Annotated in this window: 26 protein-coding genes; 16 read left to right on the top strand and 10 right to left on the bottom strand. The window is 55.0% G+C overall.

What is annotated here, in order from left to right; translation table 11 throughout:
* Positions 1-448 precede the first annotated feature (448 nt).
* The 4 genes from PYRFU_RS06135 to PYRFU_RS06120 form a co-directional block, all read right to left on the bottom strand.
* Complete coding sequence (locus PYRFU_RS06135; protein WP_014026788.1) at positions 449-865, bottom strand: nucleotidyltransferase domain-containing protein; 417 nt, start codon at positions 863-865, stop codon at positions 449-451.
* Positions 816-1,265, bottom strand: coding sequence for a HEPN domain-containing protein (locus PYRFU_RS06130; protein WP_425277002.1), 450 nt, complete (start codon positions 1,263-1,265; stop codon positions 816-818). Before PYRFU_RS06130 ends, PYRFU_RS06135 begins: the two co-directional genes overlap by 50 nt.
* Positions 1,266-1,337: 72 nt before the next feature.
* A complete protein-coding gene (locus PYRFU_RS06125) occupies positions 1,338-2,090 on the bottom strand; it encodes a DUF973 family protein (protein ID WP_014026786.1) in 753 nt (250 codons plus the stop codon).
* Positions 2,091-2,411: 321 nt separating this feature from the next.
* The gene (locus tag PYRFU_RS06120; protein ID WP_425277009.1) at positions 2,412-4,121 is read right to left on the bottom strand and encodes a hypothetical protein; all 1,710 of its coding nucleotides are present in this window, start codon (positions 4,119-4,121) and stop codon (positions 2,412-2,414) included.
* An 85-nt stretch (positions 4,122-4,206) separates the two neighbouring features.
* Between PYRFU_RS06120 and PYRFU_RS06115 the strand changes: the two genes are divergently transcribed.
* From PYRFU_RS06115 to PYRFU_RS06100, 4 genes are all read left to right on the top strand, one after another.
* Positions 4,207-4,677, top strand: coding sequence for a hypothetical protein (locus PYRFU_RS06115; protein WP_014026784.1), 471 nt, complete (start codon positions 4,207-4,209; stop codon positions 4,675-4,677).
* Between the two features lie 303 nt (positions 4,678-4,980).
* Positions 4,981-5,412: a HEPN domain-containing protein gene (locus PYRFU_RS06110; RefSeq protein ID WP_014026783.1), complete on the top strand. Its 432-nt coding sequence runs from the start codon at positions 4,981-4,983 to the stop codon at positions 5,410-5,412.
* Positions 5,399-5,734 (top strand): nucleotidyltransferase domain-containing protein, encoded by a 336-nt coding sequence (locus PYRFU_RS06105; protein ID WP_014026782.1) that lies wholly within the window; start codon positions 5,399-5,401, stop codon positions 5,732-5,734. The genes PYRFU_RS06110 and PYRFU_RS06105 overlap by 14 nt, the downstream gene beginning before the upstream one ends.
* 568 nt (positions 5,735-6,302) lie before the next feature.
* Positions 6,303-6,815, top strand: a complete 513-nt coding sequence (locus tag PYRFU_RS06100; protein ID WP_014026781.1) for a PaREP1 family protein — start codon at positions 6,303-6,305, stop codon at positions 6,813-6,815.
* 228 nt (positions 6,816-7,043) lie between these two features.
* On the opposite strand, the gene PYRFU_RS06095 is transcribed toward PYRFU_RS06100, so the two are convergent.
* A complete protein-coding gene (locus PYRFU_RS06095; RefSeq protein ID WP_014026780.1) occupies positions 7,044-8,027 on the bottom strand; it encodes a hypothetical protein in 984 nt (327 codons plus the stop codon).
* Between the two features lie 254 nt (positions 8,028-8,281).
* Here PYRFU_RS06095 and PYRFU_RS06090 point away from each other — a divergent pair, with 254 nt between their 5' ends.
* Positions 8,282-8,851: a PaREP1 family protein gene (locus tag PYRFU_RS06090; RefSeq protein WP_014026779.1), complete on the top strand. Its 570-nt coding sequence runs from the start codon at positions 8,282-8,284 to the stop codon at positions 8,849-8,851.
* 43 nt (positions 8,852-8,894) lie between these two features.
* Here the strand turns inward: PYRFU_RS06090 and PYRFU_RS06085 are convergent, their stop codons facing one another.
* Positions 8,895-10,046 (bottom strand): hypothetical protein, encoded by a 1,152-nt coding sequence (locus PYRFU_RS06085; RefSeq protein WP_014026778.1) that lies wholly within the window; start codon positions 10,044-10,046, stop codon positions 8,895-8,897.
* A 212-nt stretch (positions 10,047-10,258) separates the two neighbouring features.
* Positions 10,259-11,401 (bottom strand): hypothetical protein, encoded by a 1,143-nt coding sequence (locus PYRFU_RS06080; protein ID WP_167827869.1) that lies wholly within the window; start codon positions 11,399-11,401, stop codon positions 10,259-10,261.
* A 61-nt stretch (positions 11,402-11,462) separates the two neighbouring features.
* Between PYRFU_RS06080 and PYRFU_RS06075 the strand changes: the two genes are divergently transcribed.
* Positions 11,463-12,404 (top strand): hypothetical protein, encoded by a 942-nt coding sequence (locus PYRFU_RS06075; RefSeq protein ID WP_014026776.1) that lies wholly within the window; start codon positions 11,463-11,465, stop codon positions 12,402-12,404.
* The gene (locus tag PYRFU_RS06070; protein WP_014026775.1) at positions 12,374-13,531 is read left to right on the top strand and encodes an AAA family ATPase; all 1,158 of its coding nucleotides are present in this window, start codon (positions 12,374-12,376) and stop codon (positions 13,529-13,531) included. Before PYRFU_RS06075 ends, PYRFU_RS06070 begins: the two co-directional genes overlap by 31 nt.
* A 150-nt stretch (positions 13,532-13,681) precedes the next feature.
* Here the strand turns inward: PYRFU_RS06070 and PYRFU_RS06065 are convergent, their stop codons facing one another.
* Complete coding sequence (locus PYRFU_RS06065; protein ID WP_014026773.1) at positions 13,682-14,257, bottom strand: PaREP1 family protein; 576 nt, start codon at positions 14,255-14,257, stop codon at positions 13,682-13,684.
* Between the two features lie 513 nt (positions 14,258-14,770).
* On the opposite strand from PYRFU_RS06065, the gene PYRFU_RS06060 reads away from it, so the two are divergent.
* The 3 genes from PYRFU_RS06060 to PYRFU_RS10685 all read left to right on the top strand — a co-directional run bounded on the left by PYRFU_RS06060 (position 14,771) and on the right by PYRFU_RS10685 (position 15,711).
* A complete protein-coding gene (locus PYRFU_RS06060; protein ID WP_014026772.1) occupies positions 14,771-15,217 on the top strand; it encodes a HEPN domain-containing protein in 447 nt (148 codons plus the stop codon).
* A complete protein-coding gene (locus PYRFU_RS06055) occupies positions 15,189-15,482 on the top strand; it encodes a nucleotidyltransferase domain-containing protein (protein ID WP_014026771.1) in 294 nt (97 codons plus the stop codon). The genes PYRFU_RS06060 and PYRFU_RS06055 overlap by 29 nt, the downstream gene beginning before the upstream one ends.
* A gap of 94 nt (positions 15,483-15,576) precedes the next feature.
* Complete coding sequence (locus PYRFU_RS10685) at positions 15,577-15,711, top strand: hypothetical protein (RefSeq protein WP_280097275.1); 135 nt, start codon at positions 15,577-15,579, stop codon at positions 15,709-15,711.
* Between the two features lie 217 nt (positions 15,712-15,928).
* Here the strand turns inward: PYRFU_RS10685 and PYRFU_RS10505 are convergent, their stop codons facing one another.
* A complete protein-coding gene (locus tag PYRFU_RS10505; protein ID WP_167827868.1) occupies positions 15,929-16,276 on the bottom strand; it encodes a hypothetical protein in 348 nt (115 codons plus the stop codon).
* A 48-nt stretch (positions 16,277-16,324) separates the two neighbouring features.
* Between PYRFU_RS10505 and PYRFU_RS06050 the strand changes: the two genes are divergently transcribed.
* The 6 genes from PYRFU_RS06050 (at position 16,325) to PYRFU_RS10680 (ending at position 18,243) form a co-directional block, all read left to right on the top strand.
* Positions 16,325-16,975: a coiled-coil domain-containing protein gene (locus tag PYRFU_RS06050; protein ID WP_048191730.1), complete on the top strand. Its 651-nt coding sequence runs from the start codon at positions 16,325-16,327 to the stop codon at positions 16,973-16,975.
* Between the two features lie 185 nt (positions 16,976-17,160).
* A complete protein-coding gene (locus PYRFU_RS06045) occupies positions 17,161-17,412 on the top strand; it encodes a DUF433 domain-containing protein (protein WP_014026768.1) in 252 nt (83 codons plus the stop codon).
* Positions 17,345-17,509, top strand: a complete 165-nt coding sequence (locus tag PYRFU_RS10750) for a hypothetical protein (protein WP_167827867.1) — start codon at positions 17,345-17,347, stop codon at positions 17,507-17,509. The genes PYRFU_RS06045 and PYRFU_RS10750 overlap by 68 nt, the downstream gene beginning before the upstream one ends.
* Positions 17,510-17,596: 87 nt before the next feature.
* Positions 17,597-17,740, top strand: a complete 144-nt coding sequence (locus PYRFU_RS06040; protein ID WP_167827866.1) for an antitoxin AF2212-like protein — start codon at positions 17,597-17,599, stop codon at positions 17,738-17,740.
* A 54-nt stretch (positions 17,741-17,794) separates the two neighbouring features.
* Entirely contained in the window at positions 17,795-18,109 is a 315-nt protein-coding gene (locus PYRFU_RS06035) for a PIN domain-containing protein (RefSeq protein ID WP_052296955.1), read from the top strand.
* 38 nt (positions 18,110-18,147) lie between these two features.
* On the top strand, positions 18,148-18,243 hold the full coding sequence (locus PYRFU_RS10680; RefSeq protein WP_341871676.1) for a PIN domain-containing protein: 96 nt from the start codon (positions 18,148-18,150) through the stop codon (positions 18,241-18,243).
* A gap of 82 nt (positions 18,244-18,325) precedes the next feature.
* Here the strand turns inward: PYRFU_RS10680 and PYRFU_RS06030 are convergent, their stop codons facing one another.
* Positions 18,326-19,087 (bottom strand): DUF4352 domain-containing protein, encoded by a 762-nt coding sequence (locus PYRFU_RS06030; RefSeq protein WP_014026766.1) that lies wholly within the window; start codon positions 19,085-19,087, stop codon positions 18,326-18,328.
* Between the last annotated feature and the right edge of the window lie 19 nt (positions 19,088-19,106).

Here is a 19,106-nt window from a genome sequence, read left to right as displayed (position 1 = left end):
CTCTCCGTTACAAAACTCTAATGCTAAGCCCGCGTCGTTGTGTCCTCCGGGGGAGGAAGGGTGTATATGACCTCACATGTTGCTGTTATCCACTACGTGTATATACAGTGAAACAGCATGGTCACCGTGTAAACCTTCCGTCCTATCGTAGTCAGAGTTTCTGTCAAATTCCGTTACTATCATACCGGTAGTAGGATCCTCTCTTGCCTGGGGAATATTCCTCGTACGTAATATGTTCGATCGGGAGGGGGGAGGTGGCAGCCAGCCAACAAGCTTCACCGACAGAATGAAAAATATATCCTCTGGCGGGTAGCTGGAAGAGAAGAGGATAGTGCTATACCAGCTTAGCGTGTTGACACCTCATACGCTACTACTTCCTTATGCTGCCTTGTTTCCGCTTGATCAACACGTTCCCGACATACAAGTATTCGGCGGTGTGGTGATGGTATTACTTCGTCCGGGTATCCTTTTTCTCGCTGCTCACAGTCTCGGTGCATGGTAACTCGCCCAGCCCAAGACCATCGTAGAGCACCTTGCATGGCGTCAACATCTTCGCGATGAGCGGGTCCCTGAGATCATCAAGCTCCAGCACCACAAGGTCTAGTGGGAGCCTGCTCGGCTTGAGCTTCGCGAGCTCCTCAGCCTCTCGGAGCCTATCCTCTACACGCTCCAGTATCACCGCCACGTCATAATCGCTGTATGGTAGGTTGTCGCCTCTCGCCCTCGAACCGAAGAGTAGTATCGCCGAGCGGGGGTGTCGCTCCCTAACCCTCTCGACGAACAACATGAGGTCCTCGTCGCTCGGCTTTATACTCTTAAGGATCTTTGGCCACGCTTTCCGCCCACTCCCACAGCCTCCTCGCATACTCTACGCACCTCCTCCCCGCATCCTCGTCGTAAACCACGGGTTTCCTACCCGGATACCGCGCCATGGTATAATGAGGGGTGAGCGCATCCGCGTATACGATAAGCTCCTCTGGTACCTCTAGTCCCGCCTCCTGCAACCCGCGCAGCAAACGCACAAGATCATGAGTAAACTCGTGGACGCCGATGATAGCCACTTGTAGCCCCTTGAGGATAAGCTCCACGGACTGGTGGGCCTCAAAGCAAGCAGCCCAGTAGACGCCCTGCTCGAGGTCGCTCCGTGCACGCTCGTAGAAGAACTTGGCTTTCTCGAGCCACTCGCTAGGCACTCTAACCACGCTCAGACCCCAGATACGATGCTCGACGCGAGTATATCCGGCTACAACCCGGCTCAACTCCATACCAGCCGTGCCGTATGTCGATGAACGCGAAAGATGACAGCTGTTGCACGACGTGTAGTTGGGTACGAGGCGCTAACGTGCCTGCATGGCATCTAGCCGGCTGAGGGCTGACGCGCTTGCCGTGTACACCATCAGCCACGCTGCAAGGTCGAAGATGCCACCGAGACCCACCAGCGACAAGAGTATCGCAACCGCGAAGAGTACGGCTGCCACTGTGAACCTTGTCTCTCCTAGGATGCCGCCGAGCCTATAACAAGCCATGACGACGCCAATATACCCCGCTAGTACGAGTACGTTGCTCAACACTTGTAGCGAGATGGTTACAGAGAGTAGAGCTAGGAGAGTCTCCAGGTTCGACCAGACTAGCCAAGAGACGAGACCAGCAACCACAATCAGCGATGCTACCAGGTCGAGAGCGACACCATAGCGGTAGCCGAGCCTCACAAGCATCTCCGGCGTGTGGAGCGCCACGGGCTCAAAGCCAGCGAGGAGAGCTATAGAACGAGTCAAATGCCTCCAGACAGCCATGAAGCCCGTGACCTTAGCGGCAAGAAGCAAGGCAAGAAAGACAAAGACGTCAACACCTATGTCCACCTCGACGTGCTTCCCGTCCCAGGCGGGCCATAGGTTGCTACGATACCAGTCCAAGAGGTCAAAGTATAACTTGACGATGAGATCCCGGATGCCGATCAACCCCACAATCCCGAGCAACGTGGATATCACGAGCAGAAACGCAGCTCTCCTCAACTCCTCTAAACCATCCGCCAGGAGACCATGCCCCACCCCACTATCATGCAAGCCAGGTAGGCTATCAGTATGGGTCATAGACCTGCACCCTATACCACCGGGCTTATACCATAACTCTGGTATTTCAAAATGCCCATCGTGTATATGTGGGTTTTTAGCGCGCTCTTAGCACGAGCGAGTGACACGTACGTGAGTAGCTTCTCTCGCGTCCAGCGCGCGGTGCCGTAGCAACCAGAGTAACGCGCCTACCGTCCCCGAGAGTCAGGATAACCGTGGGGGAGGTGTTGACTTCGCCACCTGGCGCCTTGTGTGCCTCGGGGTGACGAGTATGCATAGCCCTCGGTACAGGTATAGTCCTAGTTGGTGTGCCCGGTGCGCTACCCGGCTTAGACTGCTCGTCTAGCGTTGACCTAGCGTCTCGTTTAGCAGCGTCTCCTTGATCTCCTCTAGCTCCTCTAGTATCTTGTCTAGCTCCTCCCTCACCCTCTTGATCTTCTCCTCTAGCTCTCCTATCCTATCAAGTATGTCCTTACTGCTCTTCTCGGTCGGTTGCTTTGCGCCTAGCTCACCCATTATGAGTTTGAGGGCGTCGAGGTAGGCTATGTGGTGCCTTGGTTGTAGGCTGTATACTCTCGTGGTCTCAGCGTCTACGATGTCCACCGAGACGAGGCCGCGGTAGTCCCGCGTGGTTACCGTGACCTTCCAGTATACCCTGCCCCCGATGACAGCTGGTATAGGCTCCTCTATGCTGAGCTGCTCCCAGTCGAAAACCGGGTGCGCCTGCTTAACGTAGCTCTCTACCATGCTAACGCCTACGACGGGCTTCGGTAGCTCATAGACGCGTATCCTCGGGCTCGTCTCGTTAGCCGCCACGTAGATTATGTACTTGGCGCTGTATGTTCGGCCTGGTGGCTCGGCCACGAAAACCCACCATTGCCTGCCGCGGGTGTCGAGCGTCAGGTAGGGCTGGGGATTGGTACCCACATCGCGCACTTCGAACGTGTTGTGGTAGAGGTATACCTGTAGGAAGCCTGGCTTGTAGCGTAGGGTTTCGACCCACGCTCTTGCTATCGCCTCGGGCAGGAGCGGTATGAACGGGAAGCGCTCTGCAACCTCCTCCGGGGAGAGAACCTCGATGCTACCCTTCTCGTTGACCACCGCGTAGCCCGCCAGCACGGGTATGGTCTCGAGCGGGCCTCTTATCCACGACTCGAGCGGTATAAGGATGTACACCCTGCCGTCGAGATACACCTCCATGTTATTCTCGGGTATGGGCCTGAGAGCCAGCCCTGCCGCGAGCACGACGCGGCGTATCAGCGTGTCGATATAGAGGCCGTTGAACCGTGCATTACGGAGACCCCACTCCAGCCTCCTCTCGACTATCTCGACGCGCGGGGGATACGAGTCGCCATAGACGAGGATGATGCCGCGCGGCGACCGGGTCAACTGGTTCCAGAAGCCCTCGGGCTCTATAATCCAGTTGTAGACGCTATGGTTGCCGATGTAGTAGACGTAGCTGTCCTCCGCGTACACCGTGTGGGTGGGCAACTGTATCCGGTCGAGAGCGTAGACGTAGGCTGTCATCAGGGGTATGAAACGATAGAGCCCATTGACGTCGATGGGCTCCCCGAGCCTAACCTCCTCCAGGAGTCTCGCAGACGCCACGGGCACATAGAGCTTCACGAGTATGAGGGTTACGGCGAGCAGCGTGAACAGGCCCGCCTCCAGCGCCGCCCTACGCCTATCCCCCCTCTGGGCGACGAGAGACACCCTCGCGAGGAGCGTAGCGCCAGTCACAAGGCCCAGCACAGCATCATAGGCGAACGCGGCTACGAGAGCAGCGGCATACAAGGCCGTAATGACACCCGTGACCAACGACTCGTGCCACCTCATCCGCCGTACGCGCAACACACGGACGAGGGGTGGCAAACCCCAGGCAGAGACTAGCGCGAGTAGAGCCAGGCGGAGTGCTAGCGGAATGTAAGGCTCGGAGACCGCACGGACGACAACAGCATTAGCGAGTAACACGAAACCCCCAGTAACCAGCGACAACAAGTACATCACGAGAAGCATGCCGATAAGCGTTGACAGCCTAACCGCCAAACCCACTCGCCCCAACCATACTCAGCTAACAGAGACTACGCCAATGGCTATCCCTTAAACCTCTACGTGCATCCCAGCAGCCAGGTACTTGTTGAGGACTATCGCCGAGGGTAAGGCTAGCATCGAACTCAGCAGTATCGAAGTGAGTCTCATATCGCTATTCGAGTTGCAGGCTAAGACCGCGAAGCTTGACATTCCTGTTGAGAGAGTCATCCAGAGCTTAGAGTATAACGCGTGGAGGGTGTGGGCCCCGCGGGTGAATGACAGCAATATCGTCTATGATACGATTCATGCCTATGCTTTAGCCACCAAGGCTCTAGAAACGAGCCTCTCCCCGGCTGAGCAGATCGCACTATTCCTCAACGCACTTGACAATGTGCATGTAGTGCAGGTACCGCCACATAGGCCTTACACGCGGTACGCAAAACTACATACAAACACACTCCTAATCCTAACACTCCTGTTGCGCGATGCTAGGCGTAACCTCATCCTACTGCACGAGCTTTTCATGGAGGCTAGGAGAACTATTCCACCACTTCTACCATCGTTACATCGAGCCTAACCCGGGCGCAGCCCGCGATATACTAGCTAATGTACTAGCCCTGCTTGCAATCGCCCTATTATACGCGACCGTGAGGCTACTAGGTAGGTGAGGCGGTCAGAGGCTGTGAGAACCGTGAAAACTTGCTGTAGCCCTTGCTCGGCGGGGAAATGCTATTATTTTCGTTCTGCACACTTGTTCTAGATGCACGTCGCCCGCTGTACAGACGTGGGTCACGCCACTGTGGAACAGCTTATATCGAGGGTGTTTTTGGCCGATCTCATACATAGTCTCACCATACAGCTATAATGCTGGGTTTTGGGCTTGAGCGGGGAGTATCCGAGGCTGTTGAAAAAGAGAGCGCTCACCATGCTAGAGCTAGCCGAGAGACTACTCCGCGAGAACAAGTATGACCTCACGGTTTTACACGCTGAGTACGCTGCCCAGCTCTACCTGAAGTCGCTGCTCTATAGGCTGACTGGTGAAGAGCATCGAGGACATAACATACGTGCTCTCCTAGCCTTGCTAGTCGAGACCCTGGAGGGCGAGAATTTCGAGACACTGGCGGACGAGGTGAGGAGATTCGTAGCCAGTAACAGGAGACTGCTAGCTGAGCTTGAAGAGGGACACACCAGAGCCGTCTATGGAGTCTTCGAGTATAGCAGAAGTCAGGCGGAGAGACTGCTACATATAGCTCGCGATATGATTAAACTCTTATCCCGCATAGAGAGGGAGGTGTTTGGTGAGGTTCACTAGGCTTCGATTGCTGCGTGAGGCTCTAGATAGGCTTTGTGAGATTATATGCGTGCTTGAAAACCTGGGTTTTCAGGCTGAGTTCTACCTTGTGGGTGGTGCAGCTGAAAACCGGTTAACGGCGATGAGCGATGTTGATATCGTGGTAGTATTGGATCACGAGCCTAGTTTCGAGGAGGCGGTTCAGATACGTGAGAAGATACTGGAGGCGTTAGAGGAGGCAGGCATACCGCTCTACCTGCCGATAGACTTCCATATAGTTGGGCCCGAGAGCCTAAGAAGATACAGAACAGCTAAGCGCCTTGAGTGTAGTAGATGTAACTAGAAGGCAAAACTAACCCCGGCTCCTAAATGTCTTGCATTTCCCTTAATGATGGTAGTTTTGAGCATAATGATTTGGACTTGCATCGGTAGTGGCGTGTTTTCGTCGTGTGGAGCGCGTCAATGTAAATTGCGAAATTTTTCTTTGCCGAAATTCACAAGCTGTGTAGAGGCACGGCGCTTGGCTTTTATGTAGTTGATGTTCCCATGTTATATTAACGCTCTGAATGATCTGATTATTGAGTTGTAGATAACCAGTGATAACAAGCGCATCGCGAGAAATGCGCTGATGTGTGATGGTAGTCTAACTGGCAAGCTGCTGATTGAGCAACGATGGTCAATGTCAAAATGTTGAGGTGTAGCTGACTACATTTTTACTACGTAAAAATCCCAAATCGTCTATCGTTGCAAGCTAGGATAGGTGCTTGTTACGCTTGAAAGATGTGCATCCACGGGAGGGGATAAAACCGCTAGGAATGTCGCTAGTGGTGTGTAGCACGGCCGATACACGTCGTGTGGTGTTTGTATCGTAGCTTGTGGAGGGCTGGTGGATCGCGTTTTAGGGGGTTAGCATGGTAGACGTTGTGATGGGTGTCTGGATGGCACTAGAGACTATTGTCGTGCCGGCTAGCGTTGTCAGGAGGCTGAGGGAGGAGGCTGAGAAGCTCGGCCTAAGCCCCGAAGAGTATCTCGTGGAGCTTGTATTGCGTGATCTTGACCCGCCCGAGAGAGCACGGGAGTACATCGAGGCGTCCAAAAGCCTCCTCGAGCAGGCGAGGGAAGAGCTGACTAGGGGTAACGTGAGGCAGGCTGCTGAGAAGGCGTGGGGGGCTGCTGCGCTGGCTGTCAAGGCCTACGCGGCGTGGAGGGATGGGAGGAGGCTGGCTAGCCACGGCGAGCTATGGGAGTACATGAGACATGTGACTAGGGAGCTCGGAGACTGGGTTAGGGATGCATGGATGTATGCAAACGGGATGCACACGTGCTTCTACGAGGGATGGTGTAGCCGAGAAGATGTGGAGAAAGCTCTTGAGAAGATAGAGAGGCTAGTGAGCGAGATAGAGAGGAGAATATGCTCAGGATAGGCCACTAGCCTCTAGCGATCCCATCCTACCATCACAGCCCAGGTACACCGGATGACGACCGACGCCCCTGAGAACCGGGGACACGGCATGCTAAGCTCGCGTCGGCTGGACTTGCGCCCCACGGGATTGTGGGGAGTGTCCAGGGGCCCTAGAGGGAGACCGGCCGGGCTAGAGGGAAAACGCGTTTAAAATAGTGGGGTGCTTCCATTCGCCCGTCGCGTCCTAACTCTAGGGTTTTACTGCGACTATTGCTCCTTTAACGGTACCCTCCTCGTTGATACCATCATACCTCAGCTCGTAGTGGCCCTCGAGCACGTAAACCGGCACTATGTAGCCCTTCGGTGTCAGCCTGTATACCAGCTGGATCTTTGTGATTGTGAGGTTCGTGAACGCGACGTTATCGAGCATCCAGTCGCGGGCATCTACCTTGCCGGATACACGCTCAGCCAGGAGACGCGGCAGCTCATCCACCGGAGTCACCTGGTAACTCCCGACTGCAACCAGGGACTTGGGCACGACACCCTCAACGGCCACAACCCTATCGCCACGATAGCGTACGAGCACAGCAATATTAGACGGTAGGCCGTCGAACATCCTGTAGTACACAACTCCCTTCTCCAGGGGCGTGCCGTTAACATCAACCGTCGTTACCACGCGCTTACCGCATTCACCCTCCCTGTACCCGAGCACCTCCAGGATACTATCCACAGCCTCCCGGTCGAGAGGCTCACGGAACACAATCCTCATGAAGCCCGTCTCCGTCTCATACTCGACGTACACTCTTTCATCCGAGTATATGAACGTCTTCGTAGCATTGTCGTACCTGACGCCTTTCGCCTCTACACCTATCTTCTCGAGGAGCTCGAGCACCTCGTCGGCGCCCCTGTAAGCCTCCACCCTGTAAACCGTTAGCCTCCCGGGAACCTCCATACCAGCAACGCTAGGCTCGAGGCGTATCTCGAAGGGAAACGGATTACGATCCTCCACTACTATAGTCGTCCCGTTGCTAAGCCTGAAGTACCTGATGGGCCTGGATACACGTGCCCCGCTAGACCCGACGAGAGACAGATCAAGCACCACCGCAGCCCGCGCATCACCATGCCCAGCGTTGTTGACGGCGCCTTCTCTACTCGGGCTTGTCACGTAAAGCGACAATACAGCCGCGGACACTAGTATCAGCGATAAACCCAGTATATACCCAAGCCTCTTCATACTCCCCGCTCTACACACTACTATGCATGTGCGACGCGAGTATTTACACATACCCTGGTATAGAGCCGCCTAGACCAGGTGTGGTGCTACCCTAGGTACATGGAGTATCGGACGATAACGGCCAGCCCTAGTGCAAGCGCTACACGATGCACAGTGTCGATTCGGGGCTCCGCTAGCGGGAGTTTATCGAAAAGAGGAGGTGGTTATCGTCCCATACGGGTATACACGGGTAGCTCGATAGACGGTGGTTGAAAGTGTACGAGGCCCTTGAGAAGCCCCTATCCAGGCCGAGTAGCAAGGAATACGCATCTGCACGTACACTCGAGGCTCTGGTAGAGGCCCTTCTCGCGCTCCACTTCCTCGAGAAGGGCCTCACGAGGAACGCAGCAGGGAAAGCGTTCCAGGCTTGGAGGGCTCTTCTCGCGGCAATCCTTCGAGTCGAGCTAGACAGGCTCCTCGAGGTGGTGGAGAGCAAGGCTGAGAGAGAGTGGATCGTGAAGCGGGGTGTACCGAAGCTACCAACAACTAGGTTAAAGCCACTATCCCAGCTTCTCGAGAGGCTCGGATACCGCGATATAACAGCCTGGACGAGTCTAGCCCTCGACCTACACGACTACCAGTACCACGGCCCCGATCCTGACATGGCCCTCTCAAGATACCGGGATAGGCGCGAAGCAGCACAAGACACAATAATGCTGATCGAGAGGCTCATCGAGAACATAGAGGCAATGAGAGGCAAGATACCCTGGGACAGTGAAGTAGAGAGCGCATTCACACGGCTCAGAGAGACTCTAGAAAAGGTTAGAAAGAAGCTAGGATTGTAGCCATGGGTCCATCTTGACTGCTAGGTGAATCGTTCAACTTCTCTTATCGACCCTCGTTGATGGTACTAACTAGTTTTGCAGTGTAAATCATCGTATCGATTATCTCTTGATTCTTCCCTCCTCTTCCCGGCAGAGCCTCAGGGACCATAAGCAATGGTTTTTGCACGACTCTTGGTGTCTCTACTCTAAGCCAATTCGATAGTTTCACATAGATCTCTCTGAACACTTCATTGGTCAACGCTGCATGAGTTTCAGGGACACCATTACTTCTAGACCCGAACCAGTGGATATGCAGAGACCGTAGCACCGGCATTCCCAGCTCGCGGGCTGTGCTAGCAAGCTTCTCTAGCAGCCTGTCCAGCTCCTCCTTTGCCACGCCGAGTATACCCTTCTGCTCTTTGGGTAATTGGCGGTAGAGCCCCCTAAGGTGTTGGGGTATATCCAGTGTAGCTCCGACGGGTACTCCTCCCAGCGTCTCCTTCGCTGCACGGCTCACTATCCTGATCTCCTCAAGGACGTCATAGAAACTTGCAAGTGCCTGGGGTCTACGCGAAGTGAACCCAGATATCTCGACAATGTTACCATAACGCCTAACCTGTGTAGGCGAACCAGACCTATTCTCGATGGTAAACATGCACTCGACGCCACTGGGGCACGATTCTAGCAAATCTCCAATCGCGTCCACAATCATACCGGCGTGACGCCCAACATCAACACACGAGCGGTCCAGCTGCACACGGCTATAGCACTGCGGCTCGTTAAAACCAGGATGCATCTCAACAACGACATGCTTGGCGTCTATGCCCGCCTCCTCCAAGAGACTGGGCAACACGGATAACAGCCTAGCATAGAGCTTCCGGAACCACCCTTCACTCCATAGAGGCATCCTAAGCTCCGTATGAACAACCACCGTGGAGATCCTATACCCGAGCTGCTCAAGAACACCGGAAACCCTCTGCAACTTAACGAGCTGATTCTTCACATTCGTGTACAGTATGCTACCTTCTAGCTCGGTCCTCTCAAAATCGCACACATAACTGCCTCTATCCTGTCTACAAATCTGGGCGGGTAGAAATACACCGGCAATCCGGACACCATATTGAGCCTCGAGAACAGACCCCAAGTCCATAGAAACAACGTTATGGTAGAAGGACGGTACAACAAGTACTGCATTCACATCTCTCTGTAACGCCAAAACTGTACCCGAACATTAAGGGTCTTGCCGCCTATAAAAACAGTACTATTGCATACGACATGGTATAGTAACAGTAATAGCACCAACATACTTGTTGCTAAATGCGACAAAAACAGACAATTATGCCGAACAAAACTATACCATTACATGGTTTCATACCTATAATGTGATTGTCTAGAACTGATTACGTGTAGTCAAGTTAAAGTAGAACGCTACAATAATTGCTCGAGTCTTTCTTTTAGCTCGTTGAACGGTACTATAACGACCTTTTCATTCACATGTCTGGTCTTGACACACTCCGGGTAGACTATGATTAGAGTGTTGGGATCCAGGTCGTACATGTAGGCGGCTATCCTAACTGCATCGCCTATGCCTAGGTGCGAGTCACACCTCCTGTATTTCGCCTCCACGATTAGCAGCTCGTCGTCTGTTTCTATGACTGTGTCTGGCTTGAGTCTCGTGCCGACTAGCCTCTCGATGAGCCTTGAGCGTGGCGACTTGTTGTAGTATATCCTCGCCTCTGTGTCCCTGCAGTCGAGTATCAGGGTCCAGTCCTCGATTTTCACGGTTTTGCATCCTCTCTCCCTGTGCATCACGTCGAGGATCTCCGCGAGGACTGCAAGTTCGAACAGCTTGGGTGCTGGCAGGAGCATCGTGAGGTTATATGCTAGGCTTCCTAGTTGTACTGTCGAGGCTCGGGCTAGGAGGGCTGCCTCCTCTACAGGCTCGTAGTGTGGCTCTTCTGTTGGCATCGTATGGAGGGACTGTGCTACCAGTGGGTTTGAAGCTAGAGCTAGTAGCGGCGCTGAAGCCGGTATTCTCACGGCCATCGGCACTTGCAGCTTGGCGAGCATCTTGGTTACTGATGCGGTTGCCGCATAGGTCATGTATGCTAGTGTTGCGAGGTTCCTCGGTGTTATTGGGTGGCTCCTGGCCCACTCCTCTATGAACATTGACGCTAGGAGCGCACCTGGCAGCCTAATCGCGCCTGCAGAGGCTATCGCCGCTTCGAGCTTGGCGTAGACGCTCCCAGCGCCTAGGCGCGCCAATACCCCTAGAGCCTTTTGCACCATATCGTCGAACCAGCTGATCTTCGGCCTCACGACTATAGTGTACAGCGAGCCCTTGAAGGTGAACGTCGCGACGCCTACCCAGTCGCCACTGTATACGGTGTCGTTCTTCAACACAACCGGGTTTACCTCGTCGACGTTGACCCCCGTCTCGGCTAGCGCGTTTACGGCTCTCTCCTCGAGCAGAGCCAACCGGCCTAGCAGATCACGGAGCGCGTCTATGCCGAGGCCCGTTTCTCTCGACAACCTTTCGATGCTGTACCAGCGTGCCTCCTCCAATGTCAAAACAGGGTACATTCTTCTAAGCCTCCCTATATGCGCGTAATACCCTCCGGGAATGTAGGGAGTGGCACGCTACAACCCATACTTCTTCCAGACACTCGATGCGCCATATTTGCGTACGAATGTGGACACTACGCTAGCCCTTCTAGGTGGCTTCACGATACACGCTACTGGTATTGAGGTTCTTGCAGTGCCCTCCGGCTGTGAGCGTTATGCTAGTCTCGTTGAGGGTGCCTTGAAGGCTGGAACGTGGGGGAGGGATGCTGTAGAGTCCCTATTGCTTCTGATGCTGAAGGGCGAGCTGAGCACCAAGCTTGGCAAATCCGCACGTTTCATAGTTGAGCTGAGCTGCGAGGATCTCGATGATAAGTTGCGTAGGTCTATCCGTGTATACCCACCGATGGTGAACGACCTTCGTAGAGGCTATGTCATTCGCCTGGAGAATGACGATGAGGCTTGTAGCGAGTGGGAGAAGAACAACAAGGCTCTACTAACCGAGCTCGCCGAGAGCATCGCTAGTGTGGTCAGAGCGTATGGTATGCAGTTGGATGCCGTCACCGTGGGGTCTATCATCTTCCTGCTGGGTACGCTTCTACGCGTGACTCCCGCGTATCACCTCCTAGCGATAGCCGTCGGCATAGCTAGCACCGTTAGCGCCGATGTCTGCACGGCGGGCACCCTCCGGTACATGCAGGAACACTTGCGTGGCTCACGTATCGCTGGCAAGCTTGCGCCACTGATACCCGTGAAGACTGGTGATCCCCGAGGGCGTGTCGCGGAGCTGCTCACAGCCGAGCTACGGCTATTGTGCCGTGCGGTCGAGCAGGTCAGGTCTACACAATCGGCGCTGAACGCTCTACGTGAGGCTGCTAAGAGGATTGGAATGACCGCAGAGCTACTAGATCCTAGCCTCTATACCCTTGATGTCAGGGTGCTAGGCGTCGCGCCTAACGAGATAGATGAGGAGGTGGAAGCGTGCATAGCAAGGTGCGAGCCTACCAGGTGACGACCCGCGAGGCTGCCGAGTATCTCTTGAGGGCTGACAAGTCGCTCTGCTTGGTTGGCCCGCCAGGCTCCGGGAAGACCCGGTTAGCTGTGCTCCTGGCAGAAGAGCGTGGCTATGACTACGAGTTTGTGACTGGCCGCGAGGATCTCAACTACAGCGACCTCATGGATGTAGAGGAGGGTGCCCTGGCACGCTCTGTGATACGCACGTGGGCCAGGTACACATGCGGGAAGACACCCGTTTGGTTTATCTTTGACGAGGTTAACCGGGCCAGAGTCGAGGTCGTGCTTGGCGAGGTATTCACGCTTCTCGATGTTGACCATAGGGTTCGCTTCACGCTTCTCAGGCCTAGCGAGGAGCTAGCCAGGGTTCTGCGGGAGAGCGTTAGGGAGGAATGCGGCTCTTTGAACCCGGTGGCCGAGAAGCTAGCCGAGTACGCGTCTAGGAGAGGCCTGCCGATGCCCCTCGCTTGGAGAATGATAGCGACAATGAACCTTCTCGATATGGGGCACCTCTACAGGATAGGGTATGCGTTTGCCCGTAGGGCACCTCTGCTACCCGTAACGAGTCTAGGGCACATTGTCGAGGTCCCGGAGGACCTGGAACCCGCCAGGCCGGGACGTACAGACATATGCGCCGAGAGTGTGAGATCCACGCTAGCTGATCTACCGAAGGCCGTGCGTAGAGAACCCTGGAGCCTTCTACCGAGGAACGTCGTAGCCAGGTTCGAGGCGCCACTAGCACCACTTGACACGGAGAGGATAGCCCCGCACTTGACCGCTCCGAGCAGACTCTGGGCTATCGTAGAGGAGGTGTCGAGACACTTCGAGAGGCTAGGGTTGCTGGTCGGCCCCGCGCTATACGTGGACGCTTGTAGGCTGTTAGCCGCTAATCTCGCGGTGCCCCACGAGCTGCTAGCGGATGTTATCGTGGCTAGTCTCTTGGCTCCTCAGCTGACGTTCGTGGCTCCAAGGGCGAGGCTCGAGACCGCGCTAGGCCACACCTACACGATACAAGCGCTGCAAGAGCTGCTCGGTGTGACTGAGAAGCTGTTGGGTCCCAAGAGTCTCTCATCGTGGGCTGTGAGGGCCTACGTCGCCCAGATAGCTCCGATTGGCTCGGTGTAACTCGTTCAGTGGGCACGCGGGCGAGGGGGAGGGGCCCCGGTGTGGGTTCTGTCTGGCTTCTCCCGGCGTGTGTGCCGTGTCGGCCGGTGTGGCTTGGTGTGGGTGCTTGGTGTTCGCCGGGAGGGGTTCGCAGGGTGGGTTGTGTGGCTGCTAGCGGCTGGCTAGCTTCTCTCGTAGCTCTTGTAGGGCCTCCTCGTGGCTCTTGTCCCACTTGTTCGCTTCCCGTAGCCTCGGTTTCACTAGCTCCTCGGTTATCCTGGCTAGCTCCGCCAGTAGAGCCACGATATCGTATACCGCTTCGCTTCGGCTCCGGTACTTGCTAAGCTCGAGGTCCGGGTCTGGGCTGTGGTACTGGTAGTCGTGGAGGCTCAGGGCCTTATCGGTGATGAAGCTGTAGTAGTTGATTCCCGCCTTCTCTAGGAGCTGGCTTAGATGCTTAAGCCTGCTACTAGGGACTCTGGGTATACCCCTCTCGAGTAGCCATCTCCTCTGCTCCTCGTCCCTCAGCCCCTCAGCTATCCTATCCCTCTCTAGGGCCAGGAGTGCTGCCGTCAGCGCCTTCCAGGCTTGGAACGCCTTCCCGGCAGCATTCCGGGTGAAGCCCTTCTCGAGGAACACGAGAGCCAGCACAGCTTCCAGCAGAGCCTCTAGCGCACGAGCAGCGGCGTAGCCCACGGGGTCGCGCCGCGGCTTGGGCAGAGGCCGGTCTAGATGCTCGGCAAGCACTGGCGTGCAAGCCCCATAAGGTCGGTTAACCAGCGTTCCACCGTCTTAAGCTCTGGGGGTCTAGCGGCGAAACCCGCGGGCAGCGTCCCCGAGGCCCACCCGATAGTTTAAACCACGCGGTCTACGGGTAGCACGCTACCATTCCGAACGGGAACAGCAATGCCACGTTGTCATCGTATGTCTAGATATTCGCCGGGCGCGTATCGAGCAAACGCCTTGCGAGCATCGGCACAGGATCATCTCCACGTCCTTCGCGTCCCCACGAGCCTCCATTCTCCTCACCTAGACCATCTCAAATGTCGCAGGTCTACCTGTGCACGGCGTGCCAATCTAGTCTAGATGGTTACCGCTTCAGGCCAGAGCCTCACGGGCGTGTATGACAGCTTGAGGTAGGTGCTCTCGGCTAGGGCGGGTATCTCGGGTCCACGACCTTGTATTCTTGGTTTGTGGCTGCGAACGTGGTTTCATCGCGTTTTTCTCCCGGCGTGTGTGGCGTGCTAGTGGGTTGGAGCGTTGGTTAGGAGTGAGGCTAGAGACTGGTTTGATGGCGCTCTTGTCGATCTCGATGAGGCTCGGGATGCGTTGAGGCGGGGTAGGTACAACTGGGCTCTTTTTGCCGCGCACCAGGCTGTCGAGAAGGCGTTGAAAGCCGCATACATGGTATTGAAGAGGGCTAGGCCGCCTAAGACACACGATCTTGTTAGACTCGTCGAGGGTCTCGGGTTGAGGCTCCCCCGCGAGCTCTACGTGGGTGTCGCCGAGCTCACCCCCTACTATACGCTCGCCAGGTACCCGAATGCCGGATTAGAGAGGCCCTGGGAGAGTATACCCAGGGAGACTGCTGAGAGGCTTGTGGGTGTAGCTGAGAGGGTGGTGGAGCATGTCGGTAGGCTCCTCGGGTTCACCGGGGCTCCCAGAGAGGGTCAGGAGGGTGCTAGCGGAGATCGTCGAGAGGGTTAGGGCCGTCCTCGGCGAGGCCCAGGTCTACCTCTTCGGGAGCTATGCGCGTGGCGACTGGCTCGAGGATAGCGACATAGACCTCATCATAGTCTCGCCGAGGTTCAGGGGGCTCGACCCAGGCAAGAGGTATGCCATGATACGGGAACTGTTGCCGGGTGACGTGTCGCTCGAAATACTCCTCTATACGCCGGAGGAGTTCGAGAGGGCCAAGAAGAGGAGTGTAGTGGTACAGGATGCGATGGAGTACTGGATGAGACTCCTCTAGGGCCCCGGGGCGACCGTTAAGCTGGCTCCTCAGCTGCACTGGTGTAAGCGCGGCACACATTACCATAGCTAATCGAGAGATAATAGGAGGAGGCTTGCCGGGCTACCCGTGCTGGGCAAGCCTCCGAAGAGCTAAAGAGCTAAGAACAGTGGCTATCAGCGTTATGCTATGCGAGGTGACGACAAGGAGAATCTGCGGAGACTCGAGGGAGAAGGATAGACAGGTTTGAGAGAGCTACGAGGAAGGATGACGAACCTACTACTATACTACATGAGTACATAGGCACGCTTCAGGTCCACATGTGCAGCCTCACAAGGTGTATCATATCATAGGCCTCCTAGCTTCGGTGCGGTTGACTCTAGTTGTCCTACTCCACCCCTATTCTCCAGGCTACTCACGAGCTAAACAATGGCAATCATGCATGGGTAACCATATCGTATGCGTGGCTACAACTGCTCTACCAGTACTACCAGCGTTAATGGGTCACCCTTGGCTACATAGATGTTAGTGTGCAACAAGACCGTCTCCAAGACTATGATTGCCGCTGCGTTGAGAATCACTCGTGGCGTGGATGGGATGGGCTCTTGAAGGAGCTTGATGTGCGAAGGTCCTCGTTGCGGCTCGGGGGAGGTTGCTGGGGGTAGGTTTGGCGTTGAGCCTCCGGATGGCGAGCCCGGTGGGGAGGTGGAGAGGTTGATGCGGTAACCGTGGCTTGCGGGGGTAGTGTTGCGAATACCGGCTATAATATCGGCTATGAGGTGTGGCGGCTTTTGGACTCGGGGCTCTTCACGCATCTTAACCCATTTGGGTGGGTGATTAGCATCTGACTATGGTGTTGTGCTGTGTCTAGTGATCTCCTGGCTAGTGTCTTGGCGGAGGCTTCTAGGGTTATACTGGAGAAGGTGAGGAGTGGGAAGAGGCTTGCTCCCGAGGAGATCATGCTCCTGATGCTCGACCTGGTTTACAACGAGGTCCGGGAGTCTAGGAGGGAGATCCTCGAGCAGATTATGCTCGTCCATAGGCGTATAGACGAGACGAACAGGAGGATTGACCGGGTTCACGACGAGCTAAACAGGAGGATCAACGAGACAAACAAGAGGATAGACGAGGTGAACAAGCGTATAGATGAGACGAATAAAAGGATAAACGAGTTGAACGAGAGGATCAACGAGAGAATCGACGGGCTTAACAAGCGCATAGACGAGGTGAACAGGAGGATAGATAAGGTTCACGACGAGCTGAGCGAGAAGATCAGCAGGGTCTATGAGGGCCTCGCGAGGAAGATAGATGAGGTGCGCAGCGAGCTGAGTAGGAAAATCGAGGAGGTGTATAGCGAGCTAAGCAGTAGGATGGACAGGATGCGGGACGAGCTTAGCAGGAAGATCGAGGAGACGAACAGACGCATCGACGAGACTAACAGGAGGATAGACGAGTTGTACAAGCTGCTCGCTGGCGCCCAGAGAGAGGAAGAGAGGAGCGGTAGTGAGAGATAGGCTTCCCGTGGAGTACTGCAGAGCGCTACCCTGGAGTGGGAGTGCAATCAACCCTTGTCTATCCTTGCTATGGGTAACACCTTTTCGTCTAGAGATATTGCCTCAGGGTGGGTCTTGCCTGAGATGTAAGTGGCTTGAAGCGGTCACGGATCGGCGTGGCGGCAAGCCTACTGTGAGAGACAAGTGTGTTTGTTGACGATATACTCGAGATGCTTGAGGCTGGCTGGGAGCCTAAGGAGATTGCCAAGGAACTTAAGATACCGTTGGAGGCGGTCTACGAGGCCCCAAGGTTCACATACGAGACGTTGAGAGGGGTTATGGTAGTTGCTGAGGCTTCTAGCCGACGAGAATATACCCGAGAGGCTGGTGATGCTCTTAAAGAAGAACGGCGTAGATGCTGTTCGTCTACAAAATATAAGTGTAAGGGATATCAATGACCAAGAGCTGATCGGGATGACGACAAGCCTGGGGGATCATACTAGCCAGAGACTCGGGCCTCACGGCGCCACGCCTTCTATCCCTCGAGGGACGTAGTAATTTACATCTCCTTTTCAACCATCCAAGGTATGGGTAAAAATACTAGGGTCTTGAGAACCTCGTGTATGCTCGGGGTTGAGGAGGTTGTCTAAAGTTGTACGTGTGTGGTACGAGAAGGGTGTGTTGAAGCCTCTTGAGAAGCTGGATCTGGAGGAGTGTGAGGAGCTGATAGTCTTCATACGTAAGCGTAGAGTGAGAGGTTCTCGACAAGTATGTCGGGGTGTTTAGTAGAGCTAGCATCGAGGAGTTGAAAAGGTACGAGGAGGAGGAGGCTCAGGCGCAGTGAACGGCGTGTTCATAGACACCAACACATTCTACAACATATTGTTCGAGACCCGCTTGACCCGAACAGCACGAAGGCTCCTAGAAGACTATGAGGATATAGAGTTCTACACGAGCCTAACCGTGGTAAACGAGCTACTCTACGTCGCCACAAGGAAATACTACCAGGTTACGGGGGCTAGAGGCCCTTACAGCCTACGGAGACTAATAGCGGATAGAGGATACCCCAGGCTCATTGTTGACAGTATACGTGGACTGCTGGAAGACCTTGAGGTAGAGGTTTTAGTAGAGAATGTGGAGCACACGATGCGGTAGAAACTGCTAATCGTCTAAGACTCCTACCGAGCGACGCAATCATAGCTTTAACGTGTAAACGCTATGGCATAAACATCATCCTCACCTTCGACGAGGACTTCAAGAGAGTACCTCGACTCAAAGCCGTCCCGTAGATCACGTATAGGTTCTCACAACGGCTCCAGGTATGACGAGGCTAACACGTAGCTAGTAAAAGACTGGCACGTTGCACATGTCTTACCTCGTTAGCTTTATCGTAACGAGGTACCCGCCTACGAACCCAATCCTGATTACTAGTTTCTGGGGGTTCTCGTTGCTGGGTATCTGGAATAGTATGTCGTACTCGGTGTGTGCTCCTGGCGGCAGTGTAGTTGCCCCGCTTACTTGCTTGACTTTTATAGCTTCTGCCTTGTCCTTGGGTGTGAGGTTCCAGACGAGTTCTAGCTCTAACGGGTATATGCTGTCATAACTCTTGTTGCTGTTGGTGACGAGGGTATACCCCCATAGCTCGGTTAGGTGTTTCACGTCGCCGCCGGTGTTCTCTACCCTCAGCCGCACTACTACTATCTTGTAGCCCGGTTTCGCCTTGTACAGGGTAGAGTCGTATAGTATGCTTGTTGTCTCCCTCACCTCCTCGACTTTTATGGCCCAGTCGTTCACCTGGAGGCTCTCTCCGACGACGCCAGACAGGCTTCTCGTCCTAGTGGTGTTCTGGAGCATCTCGGCAGCTTCCTCAACAGCCTCCTTGGCTACGTAGACGCTCATGTGTATCAGGGCTGTACCCCCTAAGGCTATGATCGCTGCGGCGCTGAGCATCACGCCGAGAACCGCTGGCAGGATTCTGCCACCGCGTTTGAATATCAGGTAGGCGCCTATCCCGAGTGCGACGAGGCCCAGTAGGTAGCCGAGCGCTGCGCTAGCGTAAAATGCAACCGGGAACACAAGGAGCACTAGGAACAAGCCCATAATGAATAAGAGGATACTGGCAGCAGTCTCCATGCACAACACCCTCTAGGAG

The organism is Pyrolobus fumarii 1A (assembly GCF_000223395.1).
GTDB classification, from domain to species: domain Archaea; phylum Thermoproteota; class Thermoprotei_A; order Sulfolobales; family Pyrodictiaceae; genus Pyrolobus; species Pyrolobus fumarii.
The sequence above is the reverse complement of the archived record's forward strand: the minus strand, read 5'-3'. Positions and strand labels throughout refer to the sequence as shown.